This is a genomic window from Pseudomonas sp. S2_B10 (genome assembly GCF_054668425.1).
The window spans coordinates 596,574-615,211 of sequence record NZ_CP162768.1 but is presented as its reverse complement, the minus strand read 5'-3'; the positions used below and the strand labels follow the sequence as shown (position 1 = coordinate 615,211).

18 protein-coding genes are annotated in these 18,638 nt (G+C 59.3%); 10 read left to right on the top strand and 8 right to left on the bottom strand.

The window, feature by feature from the left end; all coding sequences use genetic code 11:
* The first annotated feature begins 187 nt into the window (after positions 1-187).
* Together AB4O45_RS02595 and AB4O45_RS02590 are read left to right on the top strand one after the other, a co-directional pair.
* Complete coding sequence (locus tag AB4O45_RS02595) at positions 188-1,843, top strand: MFS transporter (RefSeq protein ID WP_056789076.1); 1,656 nt, start codon at positions 188-190, stop codon at positions 1,841-1,843.
* Entirely contained in the window at positions 1,840-2,982 is a 1,143-nt protein-coding gene (locus AB4O45_RS02590) for an HlyD family secretion protein (protein ID WP_041480937.1), read from the top strand. The genes AB4O45_RS02595 and AB4O45_RS02590 overlap by 4 nt, the downstream gene beginning before the upstream one ends.
* Positions 2,983-3,108: 126 nt before the next feature.
* Here the strand turns inward: AB4O45_RS02590 and AB4O45_RS02585 are convergent, their stop codons facing one another.
* Positions 3,109-3,303 (bottom strand): hypothetical protein, encoded by a 195-nt coding sequence (locus AB4O45_RS02585; RefSeq protein WP_024013337.1) that lies wholly within the window; start codon positions 3,301-3,303, stop codon positions 3,109-3,111.
* Between the two features lie 106 nt (positions 3,304-3,409).
* Here AB4O45_RS02585 and thpR point away from each other — a divergent pair, with 106 nt between their 5' ends.
* Positions 3,410-3,949, top strand: a complete 540-nt coding sequence (gene thpR, locus AB4O45_RS02580; RefSeq protein WP_460161030.1) for an RNA 2',3'-cyclic phosphodiesterase — start codon at positions 3,410-3,412, stop codon at positions 3,947-3,949.
* 244 nt (positions 3,950-4,193) lie between these two features.
* Here thpR and AB4O45_RS02575 read toward each other — a convergent pair whose 3' ends face one another.
* From AB4O45_RS02575 to AB4O45_RS02555, 5 genes are all read right to left on the bottom strand, one after another.
* A complete protein-coding gene (locus AB4O45_RS02575) occupies positions 4,194-5,291 on the bottom strand; it encodes a polyamine ABC transporter substrate-binding protein (RefSeq protein ID WP_095182000.1) in 1,098 nt (365 codons plus the stop codon).
* A gap of 195 nt (positions 5,292-5,486) precedes the next feature.
* Positions 5,487-6,359, bottom strand: a complete 873-nt coding sequence (locus AB4O45_RS02570) for an ABC transporter permease subunit (RefSeq protein ID WP_252876523.1) — start codon at positions 6,357-6,359, stop codon at positions 5,487-5,489.
* Entirely contained in the window at positions 6,356-7,270 is a 915-nt protein-coding gene (locus AB4O45_RS02565; protein WP_024013334.1) for an ABC transporter permease subunit, read from the bottom strand. Before AB4O45_RS02565 ends, AB4O45_RS02570 begins: the two co-directional genes overlap by 4 nt.
* A complete protein-coding gene (locus tag AB4O45_RS02560) occupies positions 7,267-8,409 on the bottom strand; it encodes an ABC transporter ATP-binding protein (RefSeq protein WP_039763289.1) in 1,143 nt (380 codons plus the stop codon). Before AB4O45_RS02560 ends, AB4O45_RS02565 begins: the two co-directional genes overlap by 4 nt.
* A 274-nt stretch (positions 8,410-8,683) precedes the next feature.
* Complete coding sequence (locus AB4O45_RS02555; protein ID WP_150741092.1) at positions 8,684-9,445, bottom strand: gamma-glutamyl-gamma-aminobutyrate hydrolase family protein; 762 nt, start codon at positions 9,443-9,445, stop codon at positions 8,684-8,686.
* Positions 9,446-9,727: 282 nt separating this feature from the next.
* Between AB4O45_RS02555 and AB4O45_RS02550 the strand changes: the two genes are divergently transcribed.
* The 5 genes from AB4O45_RS02550 (at position 9,728) to AB4O45_RS02530 (ending at position 16,155) form a co-directional block, all read left to right on the top strand.
* The gene (locus AB4O45_RS02550) at positions 9,728-11,104 is read left to right on the top strand and encodes a glutamine synthetase family protein (RefSeq protein ID WP_007918694.1); all 1,377 of its coding nucleotides are present in this window, start codon (positions 9,728-9,730) and stop codon (positions 11,102-11,104) included.
* A gap of 256 nt (positions 11,105-11,360) precedes the next feature.
* Complete coding sequence (locus AB4O45_RS02545; RefSeq protein ID WP_460161029.1) at positions 11,361-12,851, top strand: aldehyde dehydrogenase; 1,491 nt, start codon at positions 11,361-11,363, stop codon at positions 12,849-12,851.
* A gap of 49 nt (positions 12,852-12,900) precedes the next feature.
* On the top strand, positions 12,901-14,184 hold the full coding sequence (locus AB4O45_RS02540; RefSeq protein WP_024013330.1) for an NAD(P)/FAD-dependent oxidoreductase: 1,284 nt from the start codon (positions 12,901-12,903) through the stop codon (positions 14,182-14,184).
* Between the two features lie 349 nt (positions 14,185-14,533).
* Positions 14,534-15,082, top strand: a complete 549-nt coding sequence (locus AB4O45_RS02535; protein WP_011333561.1) for a cupin domain-containing protein — start codon at positions 14,534-14,536, stop codon at positions 15,080-15,082.
* Between the two features lie 167 nt (positions 15,083-15,249).
* The gene (locus tag AB4O45_RS02530) at positions 15,250-16,155 is read left to right on the top strand and encodes a hypothetical protein (RefSeq protein ID WP_460061840.1); all 906 of its coding nucleotides are present in this window, start codon (positions 15,250-15,252) and stop codon (positions 16,153-16,155) included.
* Positions 16,156-16,315: 160 nt separating this feature from the next.
* Here the strand turns inward: AB4O45_RS02530 and AB4O45_RS02525 are convergent, their stop codons facing one another.
* Positions 16,316-16,600, bottom strand: coding sequence for a fructose-bisphosphate aldolase (locus AB4O45_RS02525; protein ID WP_406226771.1), 285 nt, complete (start codon positions 16,598-16,600; stop codon positions 16,316-16,318).
* 552 nt (positions 16,601-17,152) lie between these two features.
* On the opposite strand from AB4O45_RS02525, the gene AB4O45_RS02520 reads away from it, so the two are divergent.
* Complete coding sequence (locus AB4O45_RS02520) at positions 17,153-17,437, top strand: hypothetical protein (RefSeq protein WP_252884419.1); 285 nt, start codon at positions 17,153-17,155, stop codon at positions 17,435-17,437.
* Between the two features lie 70 nt (positions 17,438-17,507).
* Here AB4O45_RS02520 and AB4O45_RS02515 read toward each other — a convergent pair whose 3' ends face one another.
* Entirely contained in the window at positions 17,508-17,939 is a 432-nt protein-coding gene (locus tag AB4O45_RS02515) for a hypothetical protein (RefSeq protein WP_457262789.1), read from the bottom strand.
* Positions 17,940-18,096: 157 nt separating this feature from the next.
* Between AB4O45_RS02515 and AB4O45_RS02510 the strand changes: the two genes are divergently transcribed.
* Positions 18,097-18,519 (top strand): HD domain-containing protein, encoded by a 423-nt coding sequence (locus tag AB4O45_RS02510; RefSeq protein ID WP_095181993.1) that lies wholly within the window; start codon positions 18,097-18,099, stop codon positions 18,517-18,519.
* Positions 18,520-18,638 lie beyond the last annotated feature (119 nt).

Sequence of the window (18,638 nt, the reverse complement as noted above, 5' to 3'; positions counted from 1 at the left end):
TGCGACGCCGAACCCATGTGGGAGCGAGCCTGCTCGCGAATGCGGACTTTCAATCAATGAAGTTGTCGACTGACACAGCGCTTTCGCGAGCAGGCTCGCTCCCACAGGGTTCCTTGGTGTCTGTCGAGTCGTGTGTTGCCCGTGAAATTGCGGCAAACTTCCCTCACCCCCAGCACCAGGCCGCTCCATGGATAAATACGCCCCGCGCAACTGGCAACCCCACGAAAAGCCCAGCCTGCCCGGTTCTCCGTCGACACCGCTGCACTCCACGCCCAAGCGCCTGGCGTACGCGGCGGTTGGCGTGCTGGTGGCGGTGACCGGTGGATTAGGCAACTCGCTGGTGGTTGCCAACCTGCCTTACCTGCAAGGCTCGCTCGGCGCGACCACGGCGGAAATGGCCTGGTTGCCGGCGGCGTATGTGATGACCAACGTGTCGATGAACCTGCTGCTGGTGAAGTTTCGCCAGCAATTCGGCTTGCGCGCGTTCACCGAAGTGTTTCTGGTGCTGTATGCGCTGGTGACCTTCGGCCATTTGTTCGTCAACGATCTCAACTCGGCAGTGGCGGTGCGGGCTGCCCACGGCATGGTCGGTGCGGCGCTGAGCTCGCTGGGTCTGTATTACATGGTGCAGGCGTTCCCGGCGAAGTGGCGGCTCAAAGCGTTGGTACTCGGCCTCGGCACGTCGCAATTGGCGTTGCCGCTGGCGCGGCTGTTCTCCGAAGACCTGTTGCAGATCGCCGAATGGCGCGGCCTCTATCTGTTCGAATTGGGCATGGCCCTGCTGTCACTCGGCTGTGTGTTGCTGCTGAAGTTGCCGCCCGGTGACCGCTTCAAGACCTTCGAAAAACTCGACTTCCTGACCTTCGCCATCCTCGCCACCGGTGTGGCGTTGTTGTGCGCGGTGCTGTCGCTGGGGCGCATCGACTGGTGGCTGGAGGCGGACTGGATCGGCGTGGCGCTGGCCTGCTCGATCGCGCTGATCATCATGGGCCTGGCTATTGAGCACAACCGCAGCAACCCGATGCTGATGACGCGGTGGCTGGGCAGCGGAACGATGATTCGCCTGGCGCTGGCGGTGACCCTGATTCGCATGGTCACCTCGGAGCAATCCACCGGCGCGGTCGGTTTCATGCAGAACCTGAACATGGGCTATGAGCAGTTGCACAGTCTGTATGTGGTGATGCTGATCGGCAGTATCGCCGGGCTTGCCACCAGCGCGTTGACCATCGACCCCAAACACTTGCTGATGCCGTTGATCATCTCGCTGGCGCTGATGGCCACCGGTTCGGTGATGGACAGTTTTTCCAACAACCTGACCCGCCCGCAAAATCTCTACTTCAGCCAGTTCCTGCTGGCGTTCGGCAGTACGTTTTTTCTCGGCCCGACCATGGTCTTCGGCACGCGCAACGTGCTGACCAATCCGCGCAACCTGGTGAGTTTTTCCGTGCTGTTCGGGATCTGCAACAACCTCGGCGGGCTGCTCGGCGCGGCGTTGCTTGGCACCTTTCAGATCGTGCGGGAGAAGTACCACTCCAGCCACATCGTCGATCATCTGGTGATGTCCGATCCGTTGGTGGCGGCGCGCGTGCAGAGCGGCGGTTCGGCCTACGGCGGTTTGCTCGCCGACCCGAGCCTGCGCAATCTGGCCGGCATGCGCAGTCTCGCCAATGCGGCGACACGCGAAGCGAACGTGCTGGCCTATAACGATGTCTTCATGCTGATCGCGGTCATTGCCGTCTTGACCATGATCTGGCTTTCGATTCGCGCGTTGTGGCTGATGAGCACCACCAAAGCCATTGAACCGACACCTTCCGTACCACCCAGCGGTGCCACTTCTTCATGACCGAACCGACCACCACAACCACCAATGCCATCGCCGCCACGCCTGAAGGGGAAGCGCCGCCATCGTCGCCGAACACTGCGCCGCGTTCGCTGCGGGTGCGGATCATATCTTCGCTGGGCTTTGCCGCAATCGCCATCGTCGGTGTCCTGATCGTGCTGTATGCGTGGCAACTGCCGCCGTTCAGCAGTGCGGTCGAAACCACCGAAAACGCCTTGGTGCGCGGGCAGGTGACGATCATCGGCCCGCAGCTCAGCGGCTATGTGTTCGAGGTGCCGGTGCAGGACTTCCAGTACGTCAAGGCCGGGGATCTGCTGGTGCGTCTGGACGACCGCATTTATCAGCAACGCCTCGACCAGTCCCTGGCACAACTGGCGGTGCAGAAGGCCGGGCTGGCCAACGTCGTGCAGCAACGCAACAGCGCTGAAGCGACGATCAAATTGCGCCAGGCAGTGTTGGCCGACAGCCAGGCGCAGTTGCGCAAGAGCGAGGCCGATCTGCGGCGTAATCAGGAACTGGTGCGCGACGGCTCGGTGTCCAAACGCGAGTTCGACGTGACCCTTGCTGCCAACGCGCAGAGCACGGCTTCTGTGGCGCAGGCCAAGGCCAATCTGGAAATCGCCCGGCAGGATCTGCAAACGGTGATCGTCAATCGCGGCTCGCTGGAGGCCGCCGTGGCCAGTGCCGAAGCAGCGGTGCAACTGGCGCGCATCGATCTGTCGAACACGCGGATTGTCGCCCCGCGCGACGGCCAGCTCGGGCAGATCGGCGTGCGCTTGGGGGCCTACGTCAACTCCGGCGCGCAGTTGATGGCGCTGGTCCCGGACCAGAAATGGGTGATCGCCAACATGAAGGAAACCCAGATGGCCAACGTACGTGTCGGGCAACCGGTGCGCTTCACCGTCGACGCCTTGAACCACCGCAGATTCACCGGCCATGTGCAGCATATTTCGCCGGGCACCGGTTCGGAATTTGCCTTGCTGCAGGCCGACAACGCCACCGGCAACTTCGTCAAGATCGCCCAACGGGTGCCGGTGCGCATCACTATCGATCCCGATCAGCAGGAAGCAGAACGCTTGCGGCCGGGGATGTCAGTTGTTGTCAGCATCGACACCGCCGCCGGCGACACCCAACCCCACTGATCAATGCATAACCCTGTGGGAGCGAGCCTGCTCGCGAAAGCGTCGTATCAGTAACATTTCTTTATCTGACACACCGCTTTCGCGAGCAGGCTCGCTCCCACAGGATTAGTGCTCACGGGGCTCTATTCATTCGGGCGAGGGGGTGACCCGGCAACTTTTGCGGTTGCGAATCTGCTCGTCGCTGGGCCTCTCGCGGACGAATTCGAAGCGCGGTTCGCCTTCGCTGTAATGCACCAGCCAGCCCCATTCCAGTTCGCTTTCGTCCTGTCCGGGATGTGGTGGCCGGGCCCACCAGGGTTCTTTGCTGAGGATCTCGCGCATGGCAGCCTCCGGTTGATGGCAATCCCTGAACTATAGCTTCCTGTCGCGAGTCGTCAGAACAGGCTGTGTAGAATCGGCGTGATCATGACGAACAGGGGGCAGGGCAATGATTGATGGGGTGCGCAAGGATGAACCTGCAAAGCGGCTGTTCTTTGCCCTGGATTGCCCGCCGGCGCAGCGCAAGGCAATCGCCCAGTGGCGCGCGGAGCTGGGCCTGCGCAGCGGCAAACCGGTGCCGGCGGATAACTTTCATCTGACTCTGCTGTTCCTCGGTGCGGTGCCGTTGGCGCAGATTCACGGCGTCTGCGAAGCAGCGGGCAGTGTGCGTATTCCGGGCGAAACGTTGCGTATTGAGCTGGATCGCTTGCAGGTCTGGCATCGCGCCGGTGTGCTGTCGCTGGCGCCCGAGCAGGCACCGCCGGCGCTGTTGCGCCTGGTTTACGCGCTGGAGCAGGCGATGCTGCCGTTCGGTTTTGAACAACCCACCCACGAGTTCCGTCCGCACTTGACGCTGGCCCGCGAGTACCGCGCGCCGCAGCCGGAAGCGCGCACGCCGCCGGAGTTTTTCCTGCGCCCTGAACGCTTCGGCTTATTCGAATCGCACAAGGGCCGCTATCGAGTTGTGCAGGACTGGCCGCTGATCTGAACGGACAAAAAAAGGCGCCCGAAGGCGCCTGCAAATTCACCCGAGCCGAGGGAGCCGGGTGAGGCCGTTCAGAGCAGGGTGCAGCGGTGGTAAGGCGCTGCGTGAACGGAAAATTTTCAGCACTGCATTGCTTCATTGTGGGAGCGAGCCTGCTCGCGAAAGGGTCGGCACATGCGGCATCTCAATCGCCTGACACGACGCCTTCGCGAGCAGGCTCGCTCCCACATTTTGATCATCGGTGTTTTTATTTACCAAGCTTCACCCGCGTCCAGCCGCGCGTCATGATCCGCTGTGTGGCAATCGGCTGATCCGGCACTGCATACAAAGTCGCCATCACCGCTTGCGACGGATACGAGCCCGGTTCGTTGCGGATCGCTTCGTCCACCAGTGGCGTGGCCGCTGCGTTGGCGTTGCTGTAGCCGATGCTGTTGGTGACTTCGGCGATGATGTCCGGGCGCATCAGGAAATCCATGAACAGGTAGGCGTTGTCGACGTTCGCCGCATCCCGGGGGATGGCGACCATGTCGTAGAAACTGCCGGCGCCTTCCTTGGGAATGCTGTAGTCGATCACCACGTTGTTGCCCGATTCCACCGCGCGGGCCTTGGCCTGCAGGACGTCGCCGGAGTAACCCACCGCCACGCAGATGTTGCCGTTAGCCAGATCGGAGATGTACTTCGAGGAATGGAAGTACGCCACGTAAGGGCGGATTTTCATGAACAGCGCTTCGGCTTCGGCGATGTGCGCCTTGTCCTTGTCGTTCACCGGATAGCCCAGGTAGTGCAGGGCAGCCGGAAGCATTTCGGTCGGCGAATCGAGGAAACTGATGCCGCAGGCTTTGAGCTTTTCCGCGTTCTCCGGTTTGAACAGCAAGTCCCAGGAGTTGGTCGGGGCGTTGGCGCCGAGTACTTCCTTGACCTTCGCCGGGTTGAAACCGATGCCGATCGAGCCCCACATGTACGGAAAGGCATGGGCATTGTCCGGATCACTGGCGGCGGCGTTTTTCAGCAGCACCGGATTGAGATTCTTCCAGTTCGGCAGCTTCGATTTGTCCAGCGGCTGGTAGACGCCGGCTTTGATCTGCTTGGCAAGGAAACTGTTCGACGGCACGACGATGTCATAGCCGGATTTGCCTGCGAGCAGGCGCGCTTCAAGGGTTTCGTTGCTGTCGAAGACGTCGTAGGTCACGCGAATGCCGGTCTCGTCTTCGAATTTCTTCACGGTGTCCGGCGCGATGTAATCGGACCAGTTGTAAACACGCAGCACCTTGTCGTTGGCCTGGGCGCCCATGACCATCGCGCCCATTAAGGACAGTGTCAGCAGAGTCCTGCCAAACATTTTCATCGGTACAACTCCCTTCTTCTTATTCAAAAACACAAAAGCTCGGTGCACTTGAACCTTGTGGCGAGGGGATTTATCCCCGCTCGGCTGCGTAGCAGTCGCAAAACCTGAATACGGAGTCTTCAGGTAGAACTGCAGGGGCCGCTTCGCAGCCCAACGGGGATAAATCCCCTCGCCACAGTTGTTCATCGGTGTTGCTCAGGCAGTCGCCGTTGCCGGCTGTTGCCACGACTCGTTTGCGGTCTGATCCATCGCTTCCTGGATCGCCCGTTTGCGATTGGCTTCGGCCTTGCGGCCGAAGTACCAGACCAGGAAAGTCACCAGCGATACCGCCAGTAGAATCAGGCTGGCCACGGCGTTGATCTCGGGTTTAACGCCCAGGCGCACCGCCGAGAACACTTCCATCGGCAGCGTCGTCGAGCCCGGCCCGGAAACGAAACTCGCCAGCACCAGATCGTCCAGCGACAAGGCAAACGACATCATTCCGCCGGCGGCCAGCGACGGCGCGATCATGGGAATGGTGATCAGGAAAAACACTTTGAATGGTTTGGCGCCGAGGTCCATCGCCGCTTCTTCGATCGACAGATCCAGCTCGCGAAGGCGCGCGGAGACTACCACCGCGACATAGGCTGCACAAAACGTGGTGTGGGCGATCCAGATGGTGACGATGCCGCGCTCCTGCGGCCAGCCGATCAGTTGCGCCATCGCCACGAACAGCAGCAACAGCGACAGGCCGGTGATCACTTCCGGCATCACCAACGGCGCGGTCACCAGGCCACCAAACAGCGTGCGGCCCTTGAAGCGCGTCACCCGCGTCAGCACGAACGCCGCCAGCGTCCCCAGTGCCACAGCGGCAATCGCGGTGTAGCAGGCGATCTCCAGCGAGCGCAGCACCGAGCCCATTAGTTGCGTGTTGTCGAGCAGGCCGACATACCACTTCACTGACCAGCCACCCCACACCGTCACCAGCTTCGAGGCGTTGAACGAGTAGATCACCAGAATCAGCATCGGCAGATAAATGAACATCAAGCCGAAGATCAGCATGAACCTGGAAAAGTTGAAGCGTTTCATCCCCGTGCCTCCATCTCTTTGGCCTGGCTGCGGTTGAACAGCAGAATCGGCACAATCAGGATCAACAGCATCACCACCGCCAGCGCGGAAGCTACCGGCCAGTCGCGGTTATTGAAGAACTCCTGCCACAGCACGCGACCGATCATCAGCGTCTCCGGGCCACCCAGCAGTTCTGGAATCACGAACTCGCCGACCACCGGAATGAACACCAGCATGCAGCCGGCAATGATGCCGTTCTTGGCCAGCGGCACGGTGATCTTCCAGAAGTTGTTGAAGTTGCTCGAACCCAGATCCTGCGCGGCTTCCAGCAGGCTGTTGTCGTGCTTGACGAGGTTGGCGTAGAGCGGCAGAACCATGAACGGCAGATACGCGTAAACCACACCGATATAGACGGCAGTGTTGGTGTTGAGGATCTCGATCGGGTGATCGGTGAGCCCGGTCCACATCAGGAACCCGTTGAGCAGACCGTTGTTGCTGAGGATGCCCATCCACGCATACACGCGGATCAGGATCGCCGTCCAGGTCGGCATCATGATCAACAGCAGCAGGACATTTTGCGTTTCCTTGCCGGTCTTGGTGATCGCGTACGCCATCGGGAAACCGATCACCAGGCACATCAGCGTGCTCAATGCCGCGACCTTCAGCGAGCCGAGGTACGCCGACAGGTACAGCTCGTCTTCGCCGAGCAGGGTGTAGTTGCCGATGTTCAGCAGCAGCTGGAATTTCTGTTCGGCGAAGGTGTAGATCTCCGAGTACGGCGGGATCGACAGCGCGGCTTCCGAGAAGCTGATCTTCATCACCAGAAAGAACGGCAGCATGAAGAACAGGAACAGCCAGATGAACGGAATGCCGATCACCAGTTTTCGTCCGCTGGGCACCAGGCGCAAGAATTGCTGATTGAAAGTTCTCATGAGCGCAGCACCACGCCGCTGTCGTCTTCCCACCAGACGTAGACTTTGTCGTCCCAGGTCGGCCGCGCGCCACGCCGCTCGGCATTGGCCATGAACGACTGGACGATCTTGCCGCCGGGCAGCTCGACGTAGAACACCGAATGGCCGCCGAGGTAGGCGATGTCGTGGACCTTGCCTTCGGACCAGTTGTAGCGGAACTCCGGTTGGGTGGTGCTGACGAGCATTTTTTCCGGGCGAATGGCGTAAGTGATCGACTTGTCCTGCACCGACGTGCTGACGCCGTGACCGACATAGATCTTCTGCTGCAAGTCGGGGCTGTGAATGATCGCGTGGCCTTCCAGATCTTCCACCACGGTGCCGTCGAAGGCGTTCACGTTGCCGATGAATTCGCAGACCATGCGGCTGACCGGCGCTTCATAAATGTCCACCGGGCTGCCGATCTGCGCGATCCAGCCCAAGTGCATGATCGCAATGCGCTGGGCCATGGTCATGGCTTCTTCCTGGTCGTGGGTCACCATCACGCAGGTCACACCAACGCGCTCGATGATTTCCACCAGCTCAAGCTGCATCTGCGAACGCAGCTTTTTATCCAGCGCGCCCATCGGCTCGTCGAGCAGCAACAGTTTCGGCCGTTTGGCCAACGAGCGGGCGAGGGCGACGCGCTGACGCTGGCCGCCGGACAACTGGTGCGGGCGGCGTTTGGCGTATTGGGTCATGTGCACCAGACGCAGCATTTCTTCGACGCGGGCATCGATTTCGCTGGCCGGCAAACGATCCTGTTTGAGGCCGAAGGCGATGTTCTGCGCCACGGTCATGTGCGGGAACAGCGCGTAGGACTGGAACATCATGTTGATCGGCCGCTCGTACGGCGGCATGTCGGTGATGTCCACGCCATCGAGCAGAATCCGCCCCTCGGTCGGCCGCTCGAAACCGGCGAGCATGCGCAGCAGAGTCGATTTGCCCGAACCGGAACCGCCCAGCAGCGCGAAGATTTCGCCCTGATGGATCTCCAGGGACACATCGTCCACGGCCACGGTTTCGTCGAACTTCTTGGTGACACGATCGACTTTCACCAACACCTTTTTCGGTTGCTGATGACCTTCGAGTGCCTTGCGGTAAGTGCTGGAGGCGTTTGCCATGTGAAACTCCCAACAGGTGTCGTGTGCCTGGCCAATGTGGCCGGGCTTAAGTGGATTGCGGAACGGTCCGGAATGCCTGTCAGCTCCCACAGGGGATATGCGTTGACCTGAGTGGCCTTTGTCCGTACCGATCCGGCTTGTTCGGCGCCGCCGTCCTGGCTGCCTGGGTCGTACTTGTTGTTATTACGGGTGTCGCTGTTCACGAATGACGGATGTGCAGATGCACATCCGCCAGCCGTGGGGGCAGTAAATTGTTATCGAGTCTGGGATTGCGTCAGCGCTGACTGCGCTTCGCCGCCCGTTGCCGGCACGCTGCGCCGAACGCCTGGAAAATCTTCAGGTAGTTCGGGTTGTCCAGCACTTGCCATTCCGGGTGCCATTGCACGCCGAGGGCGAAAGTCGGGCTGTGCTCGACCGAGATCGCTTCGATCAATCCATCCGGTGCCACGGCTTCAGCACGCAGACCGGGGGCGAGGCGGTCGATGCCTTGGCTGTGAATCGAATTGACCTGAAATTCGTCGGGCAGCTCCAGCGCTTCGAACACGCCGCCAGCGATCACGCTGACCGCATGGGCTGGTGCGTATTGCACGGCCACATCCGGGCTGTCGGCTTCACGGTGGTCGAGCATGCCGGGCAGCTCGTGCACCTTTTGATGCAGGCTGCCGCCGAAGGCCACGTTCATTTCCTGGAAGCCACGGCAGATGCCGAGCACCGGAACGCCCGCCGCGATGGCTGCACGCAATAAAGGAAGGGTGGTGGCGTCGCGGGCCGGATCATGATCCGTGCCGGGGGCGCTGGCCGGGCCTTGATAGTGGAAGGGCTCCACGTTCGAGGGAGAGCCGGTGAGCAACAGACCGTCGAGCTGACCGAGCAGGTCATCGATTTCAGTCAGGTTGCCGAGGGAAGGAATGACCACCGGCAACCCTTGAGCGCCAACGCTGACAGCACGTACGTACTTGTCGCCGCTGATGTGATAGGGGTGCAGGCCAATCTGTTTGACGCACGCAGTAACGCCGATCAATGGCTTGAATGCCATTTTTATTCACCTCGAAGTCTGTCACTTGAACGAGCTTTTCCGGAGCTTAGCCTCGTTGATTTTAATTAACAACTGTCATGTAAAAAATTCTAAACGCCGTTCATCAAATCGCTTAGGTTTACCGGGGTTTGCCGGTAGATATGGCTCGAGAGTGTTAAGAAAAGCCCGAAAAATAAAGGCTGCAGGGCAGGGTGTTCGCTATTGACTTCACTTTGCCTTTCGGATTGACTGGCTGCGCAACACGGTGGTGAACATAATAATTAACAGCTAAATAGGTGCATCATGTCGGTCCCTCTGCGTACCGTTCAACTCAACGAAGCCAACGCATTCCTTAAGAAATATCCTGAGGTTTTGTACGTCGACCTTCTGATTGCGGATATGAACGGTGTGGTGCGCGGCAAGCGCATCGAACGCACCAGTCTTCATAAGGTGTACGAAAAAGGCATCAACCTGCCGGCGTCGCTCTTTGCGCTGGACATCAACGGCTCGACGGTGGAAAGCACCGGTCTGGGCCTGGATATCGGCGATGCCGATCGCATCTGCTACCCGATCCCCGGCACCCTGAGCATCGAGCCGTGGCAAAAACGCCCGACCGCTCAACTGCTGATGACCATGCACGAGATCGAAGGTCAGCCGTTCTTCGCTGACCCGCGTGAAGTACTGGCCAACGTTGTGCGCAAATTCGACGACCTCGGCCTGACCATCTGCGCGGCGTTCGAACTCGAGTTCTACCTGATCGACCAGGACAACGTGAATGGCCGTCCGCAATCGCCACGTTCACCGGTATCCGGTAAGCGTCCGGTGTCGACCCAGGTTTACCTGATCGACGATCTCGACGAATACGTTGACTGCCTGCAAGACATCCTCGAAGGCGCGAAAGAGCAGGGCATCCCGGCGGATGCCATCGTCAAGGAGAGCGCCCCGGCGCAGTTCGAAGTCAACCTGCATCACGTCTCCGACCCGATCAAGGCGTGCGATTACGCGGTCCTGCTCAAGCGTCTGGTGAAGAACATCGCCTACGACCACGAGATGGACACGACTTTCATGGCCAAGCCTTATCCGGGCCAGGCCGGCAATGGTTTGCACGTGCACATCTCGATTCTGGACAAAGAAGGCAACAACATCTTCGCCAGCGAGGATCCCGAGCAGAACGCCGCACTGCGTCACGCGATCGGCGGTGTGCTCGAGACCCTGCCGGCGCAAATGGCGTTCCTCTGCCCGAACGTCAACTCCTATCGCCGCTTCGGCGCGCAGTTCTATGTGCCGAACTCGCCGAGCTGGGGCATCGACAACCGCACTGTGGCCGTGCGCGTGCCGACCGGTTCAGCGGACGCCGTGCGCATCGAGCACCGCGTCGCCGGTGCCGATGCCAACCCGTACCTGCTGATGGCGTCGGTGCTGGCCGGTATCCACCACGGGCTTACCAACCAGATCGAGCCAGGCGCCCCGGTCGAAGGTAATAGCTACGAGCAGAACGAGCAGAGCCTGCCGAACAACCTGCGCGACGCCTTGCGCGAACTCGACGACAGCGAAGTCATGGCGCGCTACATCGACCCGATGTACATCGACGTATTCGTCGCGTGCAAGGAAAGCGAGCTGGCCGAGTTCGAGAACTCGATTTCTGACCTTGAGTACAACTGGTATCTGCATACGGTCTGAAGATCAAAAGCCCCTCACCCTAACCCTCTCCCGGAGGGGAGAGGGGACTGACCGCGTCGTCTGGAGATATCCGGCGACCTGAACGATCCAGTCGATGATGGATTCGGCAAAGATTTTTCAGGTCGGCGCAGTTACCAGACATCCCCCGATCGGTTCCCTCTCCCTCTGGGAGAGGGCTAGGGTGAGGGCAGCGATTCCCGGCCAGGCAAAGCAACCAGACCAACCCCCAAATTCCCCCTTGTCGAGCTCAAAAACAATGACCACAACCCGCAACGACTGGGAACAACGCTTCCAGTCTCTGTCCATCGAATCCCGCGCCTTCATCAACGGTGAATATCGCCCGGCGATCAGCGGCGACACTTTCGAATGCCTGAGCCCGGTCGACGGCCGCTTTCTTGCTGCCGTCGCCAGCACCGATGAAGCCGACGCCAACCTCGCCGTCGAAGCCGCGCGCCAGTCCTTCAACTCCGGCATCTGGGCGAAAAAAGCCCCGGCCGAGCGCAAGCGCGTGCTGATCCGCTTCGCCGATCTGATCCTGCAGCACCAGGAAGAACTGGCACTGCTGGAAACCCTCGACATGGGCAAGCCGATCAGCGATTCGATGAGCATCGACATCCCGGCGACCGCCAACGCGATCCGCTGGAGCGCCGAGGCCATCGACAAGATTTACGACGAAGTCGCCGCCACCCCGCACGACCAACTTGGCCTCGTCACCCGTGAGCCCTCGGGTGTGGTCGCGGCGATCGTGCCGTGGAATTTCCCGCTGATCATGGCCAGCTGGAAGTTCGCCCCGGCGCTGGCGGCGGGTAACTCGTTCATCCTCAAACCTTCGGAAAAATCACCGCTGACCGCCATCCGCATCGCGCAACTGGCGCTGGAGGCGGGCATTCCAAAGGGCGTGTTCAACGTGCTGCCGGGCTACGGCCACACCGTCGGCAAGGCACTGGCGTTGCACATGGACGTCGACGTGCTGGCCTTCACCGGCTCCACGGCGATCGCCAAGCAACTGATGATCTACGCGGGCCAAAGCAACATGAAACGCGTCTGGCTTGAGGCCGGCGGCAAAAGCCCGAACGTGGTGTTCGCCGACGCACTGGATCTGCGCGCGGCAGCCCAGGCAGCAGCCAGTGCCATCGCCTTCAACCAGGGCGAAGTCTGCACTGCCGGCTCGCGTCTGCTGGTCGAGCGCTCGATTCGCGAGCAGTTCATTCCGCTGCTGGTGGAAGCGCTGCAAGCGTGGAAACCGGGGCACGCGCTTGATCCGGCGACCACCGTCGGCGCCGTGGTCGACCAGCGTCAACTGGACAACGTGCTGCGCTACATCAGCATCGGCCGCGAGCAGGGCGCCGAGTTGATTGCCGGCGGCCAACGCACCCTCGAAGAAACCGGCGGCCTCTACGTGCAGCCAGCGATTTTCGACGGCGTGACCAATGCGATGACTATCGCCCAAGAAGAAATCTTCGGCCCGGTGCTGTCGCTGATCACCTTCGACACTGCCGAAGAAGCCCTGCAGATCGCCAACGACAGCATCTTCGGCCTCGCCGCCGGGGTGTGGACCAGCAACCTGAGCAAGGCGCACACCTTCGCCCGCGGCCTGCGCGCCGGCAGCGTCTGGGTCAACCAGTACGACGGCGGCGACATGACCGCGCCATTCGGTGGCTTCAAGCAATCGGGCAACGGTCGCGACAAATCGCTGCATGCGTTCGACAAGTACACCGAACTGAAAGCGACCTGGATCAAGCTCTGACTCTTTTACAGCGGCGGCCGCCCCTGGTTGGCGGCCCTCGGAGAAACCTATGAAACAGCAACACGTAAACAGCTACTACGCCGCCACCCGCAACGAAGTCATCGACTTCCCGATTCTCGAAGAAGCGCTGGACTGCGACGTCTGCATCATCGGCGCCGGTTATACCGGCCTGTCCTCGGCGCTGTTCCTCAGCGAAGCCGGCTACAAAGTCACGGTGCTGGAAGCGGCGAAAGTCGGCTACGGCGCCAGCGGGCGCAACGGCGGGCAACTGGTCAATTCCTATAGCCGCGACGTCGATGTCATCGAAGAGCGCTACGGCGACAAGACTGCAGAAATCCTCGGCAGCATGATCTTTGAAGGCGCCGACATCATTCGTTCGCGCATCAAGGATTACGACATCAAGTGCGACTACCGCCCGGGCGGTATTTTCGCGGCGATGAACAAGAAACAACTCAATGGCCTGGCCGAGCAGAAGCGCAATTGGGAGCGCTACGGCAACCGCAATCTGAAGATGCTCGATGCAGCGGATATTCGTCGCGAAGTCGGCTCCGACGCTTACGTTGGCGGCTTGCTGGACATGCAGGGCGGCCACGTTCATCCATTGAATCTGGCGTTAGGGGAGGCCGCTGCCATCGTGCGTTTGGGCGGCAAGATCTACGAGCAATCGGCGGCGGTGGAAATCACCTACGGCGAGCCGATCACCGTGCGCACTGCCAAAGGTCTGGTCCGCGCCAAATATTTGCTGATCGCCGGCAACGCTTATCTGCCGCAAGGCCTCGACAATCGCGTCACCGCGAAAAGCATGCCGTGCGGCTCGCAGATCGTCGTCACCGAACCGCTGACCGAGCAGCAGGCGCGCAGCCTGATCACCAATAATTACTGCGTCGAGGACTGCAACTATCTGCTGGATTACTACCGCCTCACCGCTGACAACCGCCTGCTTTACGGTGGTGGTGTGGTCTACGGCGCGCGGGAGCCGGACGATATCGAGCAGCTGATCCGGCCGAAGATCCTCAAGACCTTTCCGCAGCTCAAGGACGTGAAGATCGACTACCGCTGGACCGGCAACTTCCTGCTGACCATGTCGCGCATGCCGCAATTCGGCCGCATCGAAAAGAACGCCTACTACATGCAGGGCTACAGCGGCCACGGCGTCACCTGCTCGCACCTGGCCGGCAAACTGATCTCGGAAATGATCCGCGGCGACGCCGAACGCTTCAACGCCTTTGCCTCCTTGCCGCACATGCCGATGCTCGGCGGTCGCACCTTCTCCGCACCGCTTACCGCACTGGGTGCCGTCTACTACTCCCTGCGCGACCGCTTCGGCGTCTGATTGACCTTGCCGGCGGCGGTCCGAAAGGCCTCGCCGGTTTTTCACTTATGCAAAAGCACTGATGTCCACTGTGGGAGCGAGCCTGCTCGCGAAGAGGCCATATCAGGCGACATCGATTCGCCAGACACTACGCTTTCGCGAGCAGGCTCGCTCCCACAGTGACTGTATTGCCAAGGCCAACAGGACTTTTGCCGCACCATCCATCGAACCTGCTGAGCAACACCGGCAAACGTGATTTAATAGCCGCCTTTCACGGTTCCGGGACACGGGAGCAACGTGATCCGCGCGACCTGCGCGTCACCCGCCACCCACCCCCATCGCCCTTAAGTCGCTCTTACATAAGGCTGTCATGGATACGGGTTCTCGACTCAAACTAGTACGCGAAAGCTACAAACTCTCCCAGCGCGAGCTCGCCCGGCGTAGCGGCGTGACCAACGCGACCATCTCGCTGATCGAACAGAACCGCGTCAGCCCCTCCGTCAGCTCGCTGAAAAAGCTGCTCGAAGGCATACCGATGTCCCTGGCCGACTTCTTCACCTTCGACCAGCCCCCGCGCGAACACCAATACGTGTTCCGCGCCAACGAACAACCCGACCTCGGCCGCCACGGCCTGCGTCTGCTGCTCATCGGCGCCTCCGTCCCTAGCCGGCAGATGCGCCTGCTCCGCGAACAATATGCCCCCGGCGCCAGCTCCGGCGAAGAGCCGATCGTGCATGCCGAAGGCGAAGAGTGCGGCTTGGTCACGCGCGGCACGGTGGAATTGACCGTGGACGGGCAGGTGAGTGTGCTGAGTGCGGGGGATGGGTATTACTTTCCGACGACGCTGCCGCATAAGTTTCGCAATATCGGGGCGGATGAGGCGGAGATTATTAGTGCGAATACGCCGGCGAATTTTTGAAAAGCCTAAAATATTGACGGCGGATGGTGATTATCCAATATCGCCATGCGGTTTCTTAGCCTGCCTCGTCCCAGCGTTTGTAATGTTGACGGTGATCGCTGGCGCTTTGCGTAGAAAAATTCTCCGGTTATATCCTTTCTTAGGGATTGATTATGTCTAGATCTCAAATGGAGCTTGAGCTGATTGACGAGCTTTCAGGTTATAAGAAAAAAATCATTGCTGATGCGGGCAAGGCTTGGGAGAGTTGCGACTTTACGGTTAGCGAGCCCAATCTGGTAAGAAGCTTTGCAATGGATCAAGGTAAGGGCGTTGACTATCTGAACTCTACTTTAGCTTCGAATTTCAATTTGGCTCAGAATCGTTATGTTTTAAAATTTGCCGCCGCATTTACACATCAGCGGCCTTATGTCAGGCGTAAGAGTTCGAACGTTCAATTGCGAAAAGGCACAAACCCTACGGAACAATGCGAGCTCGCTGACTTGGGTTTTATATCTGTTTTTGTCGATTGCAATAAAACTGTGATCGCGTCTCGCTCGACTTTTTTTCAAGCTAAAAAAGAGGAGTGCATCGATAACTTAACTCAGCAATGGCTTTACGATTTTGACGACGGCTTTGAATATAGACACTCCTCCTTTTGGGAATTGACCAATTGCGTTTCTCCGATACGGGACTTTCCGGATTGGAGTGAGGGCCGTTCCACTGCCTTCCAATATTTGCTTCTTCTAGACAGTAAGAAGGTAAGGGTGCGATTAAGCCCTTGGAAAGTGGATCATACGCATGATTTTGGCTTCTTTTTTTATCGGTTATTGACTCTCGGAGCCGGCGTGTCTTATCTGCCCGCAGACAGTAAAGCAGGGGGGTTTTCATCTATCGTCAATGATGTCTTGCGCATGGCATCTGGTCATATGGCAGGCAAGGGTCGAGGTAGTATAGATCTAGATAAGGTTGTCGATTTTTTCAATGATTTTAGAGAGCATGAAAAGTATTTTGCTGACTCGCCGTCTGGGGAAGGGTTTCCGATGTTCATTGCGATAATGCAGGATACTGACCGCAGGTTGAAGGCTGAGAATTGATGGCTGGTTTCACAATAAGCAAAGGGTGACACGATTCAATATGAAAAGTGATCTGTCACCCTAGGGAGCGGTTACGTGGGGTAGCTTTCGTTTGATTTTTGTGGATCTAAATCTCTCGAGCGTGGAAAAATTAACTTGCTTCGATAGTAGAGAACACGAGTCAAACTAGAGAATCAAACCCCCGACGCTCAATCACCCGAAACACATCACTAACATCCTGAACCATGATCCTGGCGATGTTGGTGACGGTGTTGATGTCGTGTTCGGCATAGTCGGGGAGGCTGGTGCAGGCGATGAGGTCGAGGTATTTGAGAACGGCGTTGAGGCGTTCGGAGAGACAGGCGTGGAGGTCGCGTAGCGGTGCGTCTTCGTTGATGAGGAGGACAGGTTGCTCCGTGGCGGGGTGAGACATGTGTGAATAGTGGTGAAGTGGCGGATGGTTCATCGGAACACCTTTAGCTCATTAGGAATTTGCCACCGCTCGCTGCGAAACGAGGTGGGTGGCAGCTATGCGCGGGTTCGCAGACCGAGGAGCTAAGACCCGGCAGACCCGAAGGTCTCCCACGCACAGCCGCCATTAAATGAAGCACAGGCATGCTGCCGGGCCGTATTTTGCCGGGTGTGAACTTAACTCGCTAGGGCTGCGAAACCCTTTCGCCAACTGAGGTCGGCGACGGGTTCACTTTAGGCAGTGATTTCGCCTGTCGCAACCGGCCTGTAGGACGCAGAACCGCTGCTTGTAGCGACCGGGCTTCTTCAACCTTTTATAAGGAGTCAGCGTAATTTGGGCCGTATAGCGTTGCTAACGAAATGGATTAACCATTATTGATCCCGGTTCGCAGCCCATCAGTCGCAAGCTCCCTCGCCAAGCGGTGCGTTTTCCTACGCATTTTTCAGAATTTGAAGTTTGTGGACATTGCCATTCGTCAGCCCCTCTGCATTTTCGCCGCTCGCCTGATTCCAATGCATACCTTACCCCCGCAAAGGAACCGCCAACATGCGCCCAGTCAAACTCGCAGCACTGACGCTAGCCACGCTGTTATCCGCCACCTCGCTCTACGCGACAGCCGCCAGCGACACCCCGGCACCCACCGCCAACGACGGCAACAGCCAGACCAACCCGAGTGCGCCGGAAGATATTCATTCCAACGGTGCCACCGTGCCCAAAGGCACACAGGGCAACACCACCAACAATGACGGCTCTACACCTTCGGGTTCCAAGCCCAGTGGTTCGAAGCAATCGAACGACAGCGGCACGAGCAGCGGTGCTGGTCAAGGTTGAAGCTGTTTGCAGATACAGCAAGCCCGGCATCAAGCCGGGCTCTCTGTCAGGCAATCCTCGATGACCGAGGTTACTTAGCCTTCCAGTTCCCGCCGCTGTTTTCACAATCAATCTTCGCCTGCGCCAAGTGCTCACCGTTGTAGTAATACGTGGTGACTTTGGCGTTGTCGGGCATGTTCAGCGGTTTGGCGCTTTTGTCTTTGCTGGTCGAGTGCGGGTTGGCGAGGGATTCCTGGGTGAGGCGGGCGGTGCAGGTGGCCTGGTAGTGGTCGTCGCAGCGATCGACTTTTTTCTTGGTGGCGTTGAGGGTGTCCTTGGTTTCGTTGCTGCATGACCAGTTGATGGAGTCCACCGGCATGCCTTCGTATTCGTAACAGCTATGGGTTTCAACGGCGGGCACTGCGGCGCTGGAGGAGCGGGTCTGCACGTCGCAGCCTTCGGCCATGACGCAGGTGGGGATGATGGCGAACGTGGCGATCAGGAGCAGCAGTCGGGTTTTCATCGGCAATTCCTCTCCAATGGCGCCGCGTCTGATCGGATTTGGCGCTTGTCTGGTTTCGAGGCGGCTAGGGCGGGCAAGGTTCAATCGGCTTTGCGCTGCGCCATCTTCGCGTACACTGCGCAACAATCAGAAACATTCAGCGCAGGATTCGATTCCCATGGCCCAAACCCTCGAACGCGCTATCGCCATTGCCGCCACGGCCCACACCGGGCAGGTGGACAAGGGCGGGGCGCCGTACATTCTGCATCCGCTGAAAGTCATGTTGCGCATGCACACGCTGGAAGAACGCATCGTCGCTGTGCTGCACGATGTGGTCGAGGATTGCGGGGTGAGTCTGGATGATTTGCGCGGGGAAGGATTCAGCGAAGAGGTGCTGGCGGCGATTGCGGCGGTGACCAAAGTGCCCGGCGAGTCCTACGAGGATTTTGTCGACCGCGCCGCGCAAAACCCGATCGGCCGGGTGGTGAAGCTGGCGGATCTGGAGGAGAACAGCGATATCTCGCGGATCGCCTCGCCGAGTTGGGAGGATCTGGAGCGGATCGAGAAATATCGGCGGGCGATTGCACGCTTGCGTATGTAAGACGTATTGGATTCTTGTGGGAGCGAGCCTGCTCGCGAAGGCGATAGATCAGTTATTTATCTGTGACTGGCAGGATGCTTTCGCGAGCAGGCTCGCTCCCACAGGAAAATAGTGGTGTC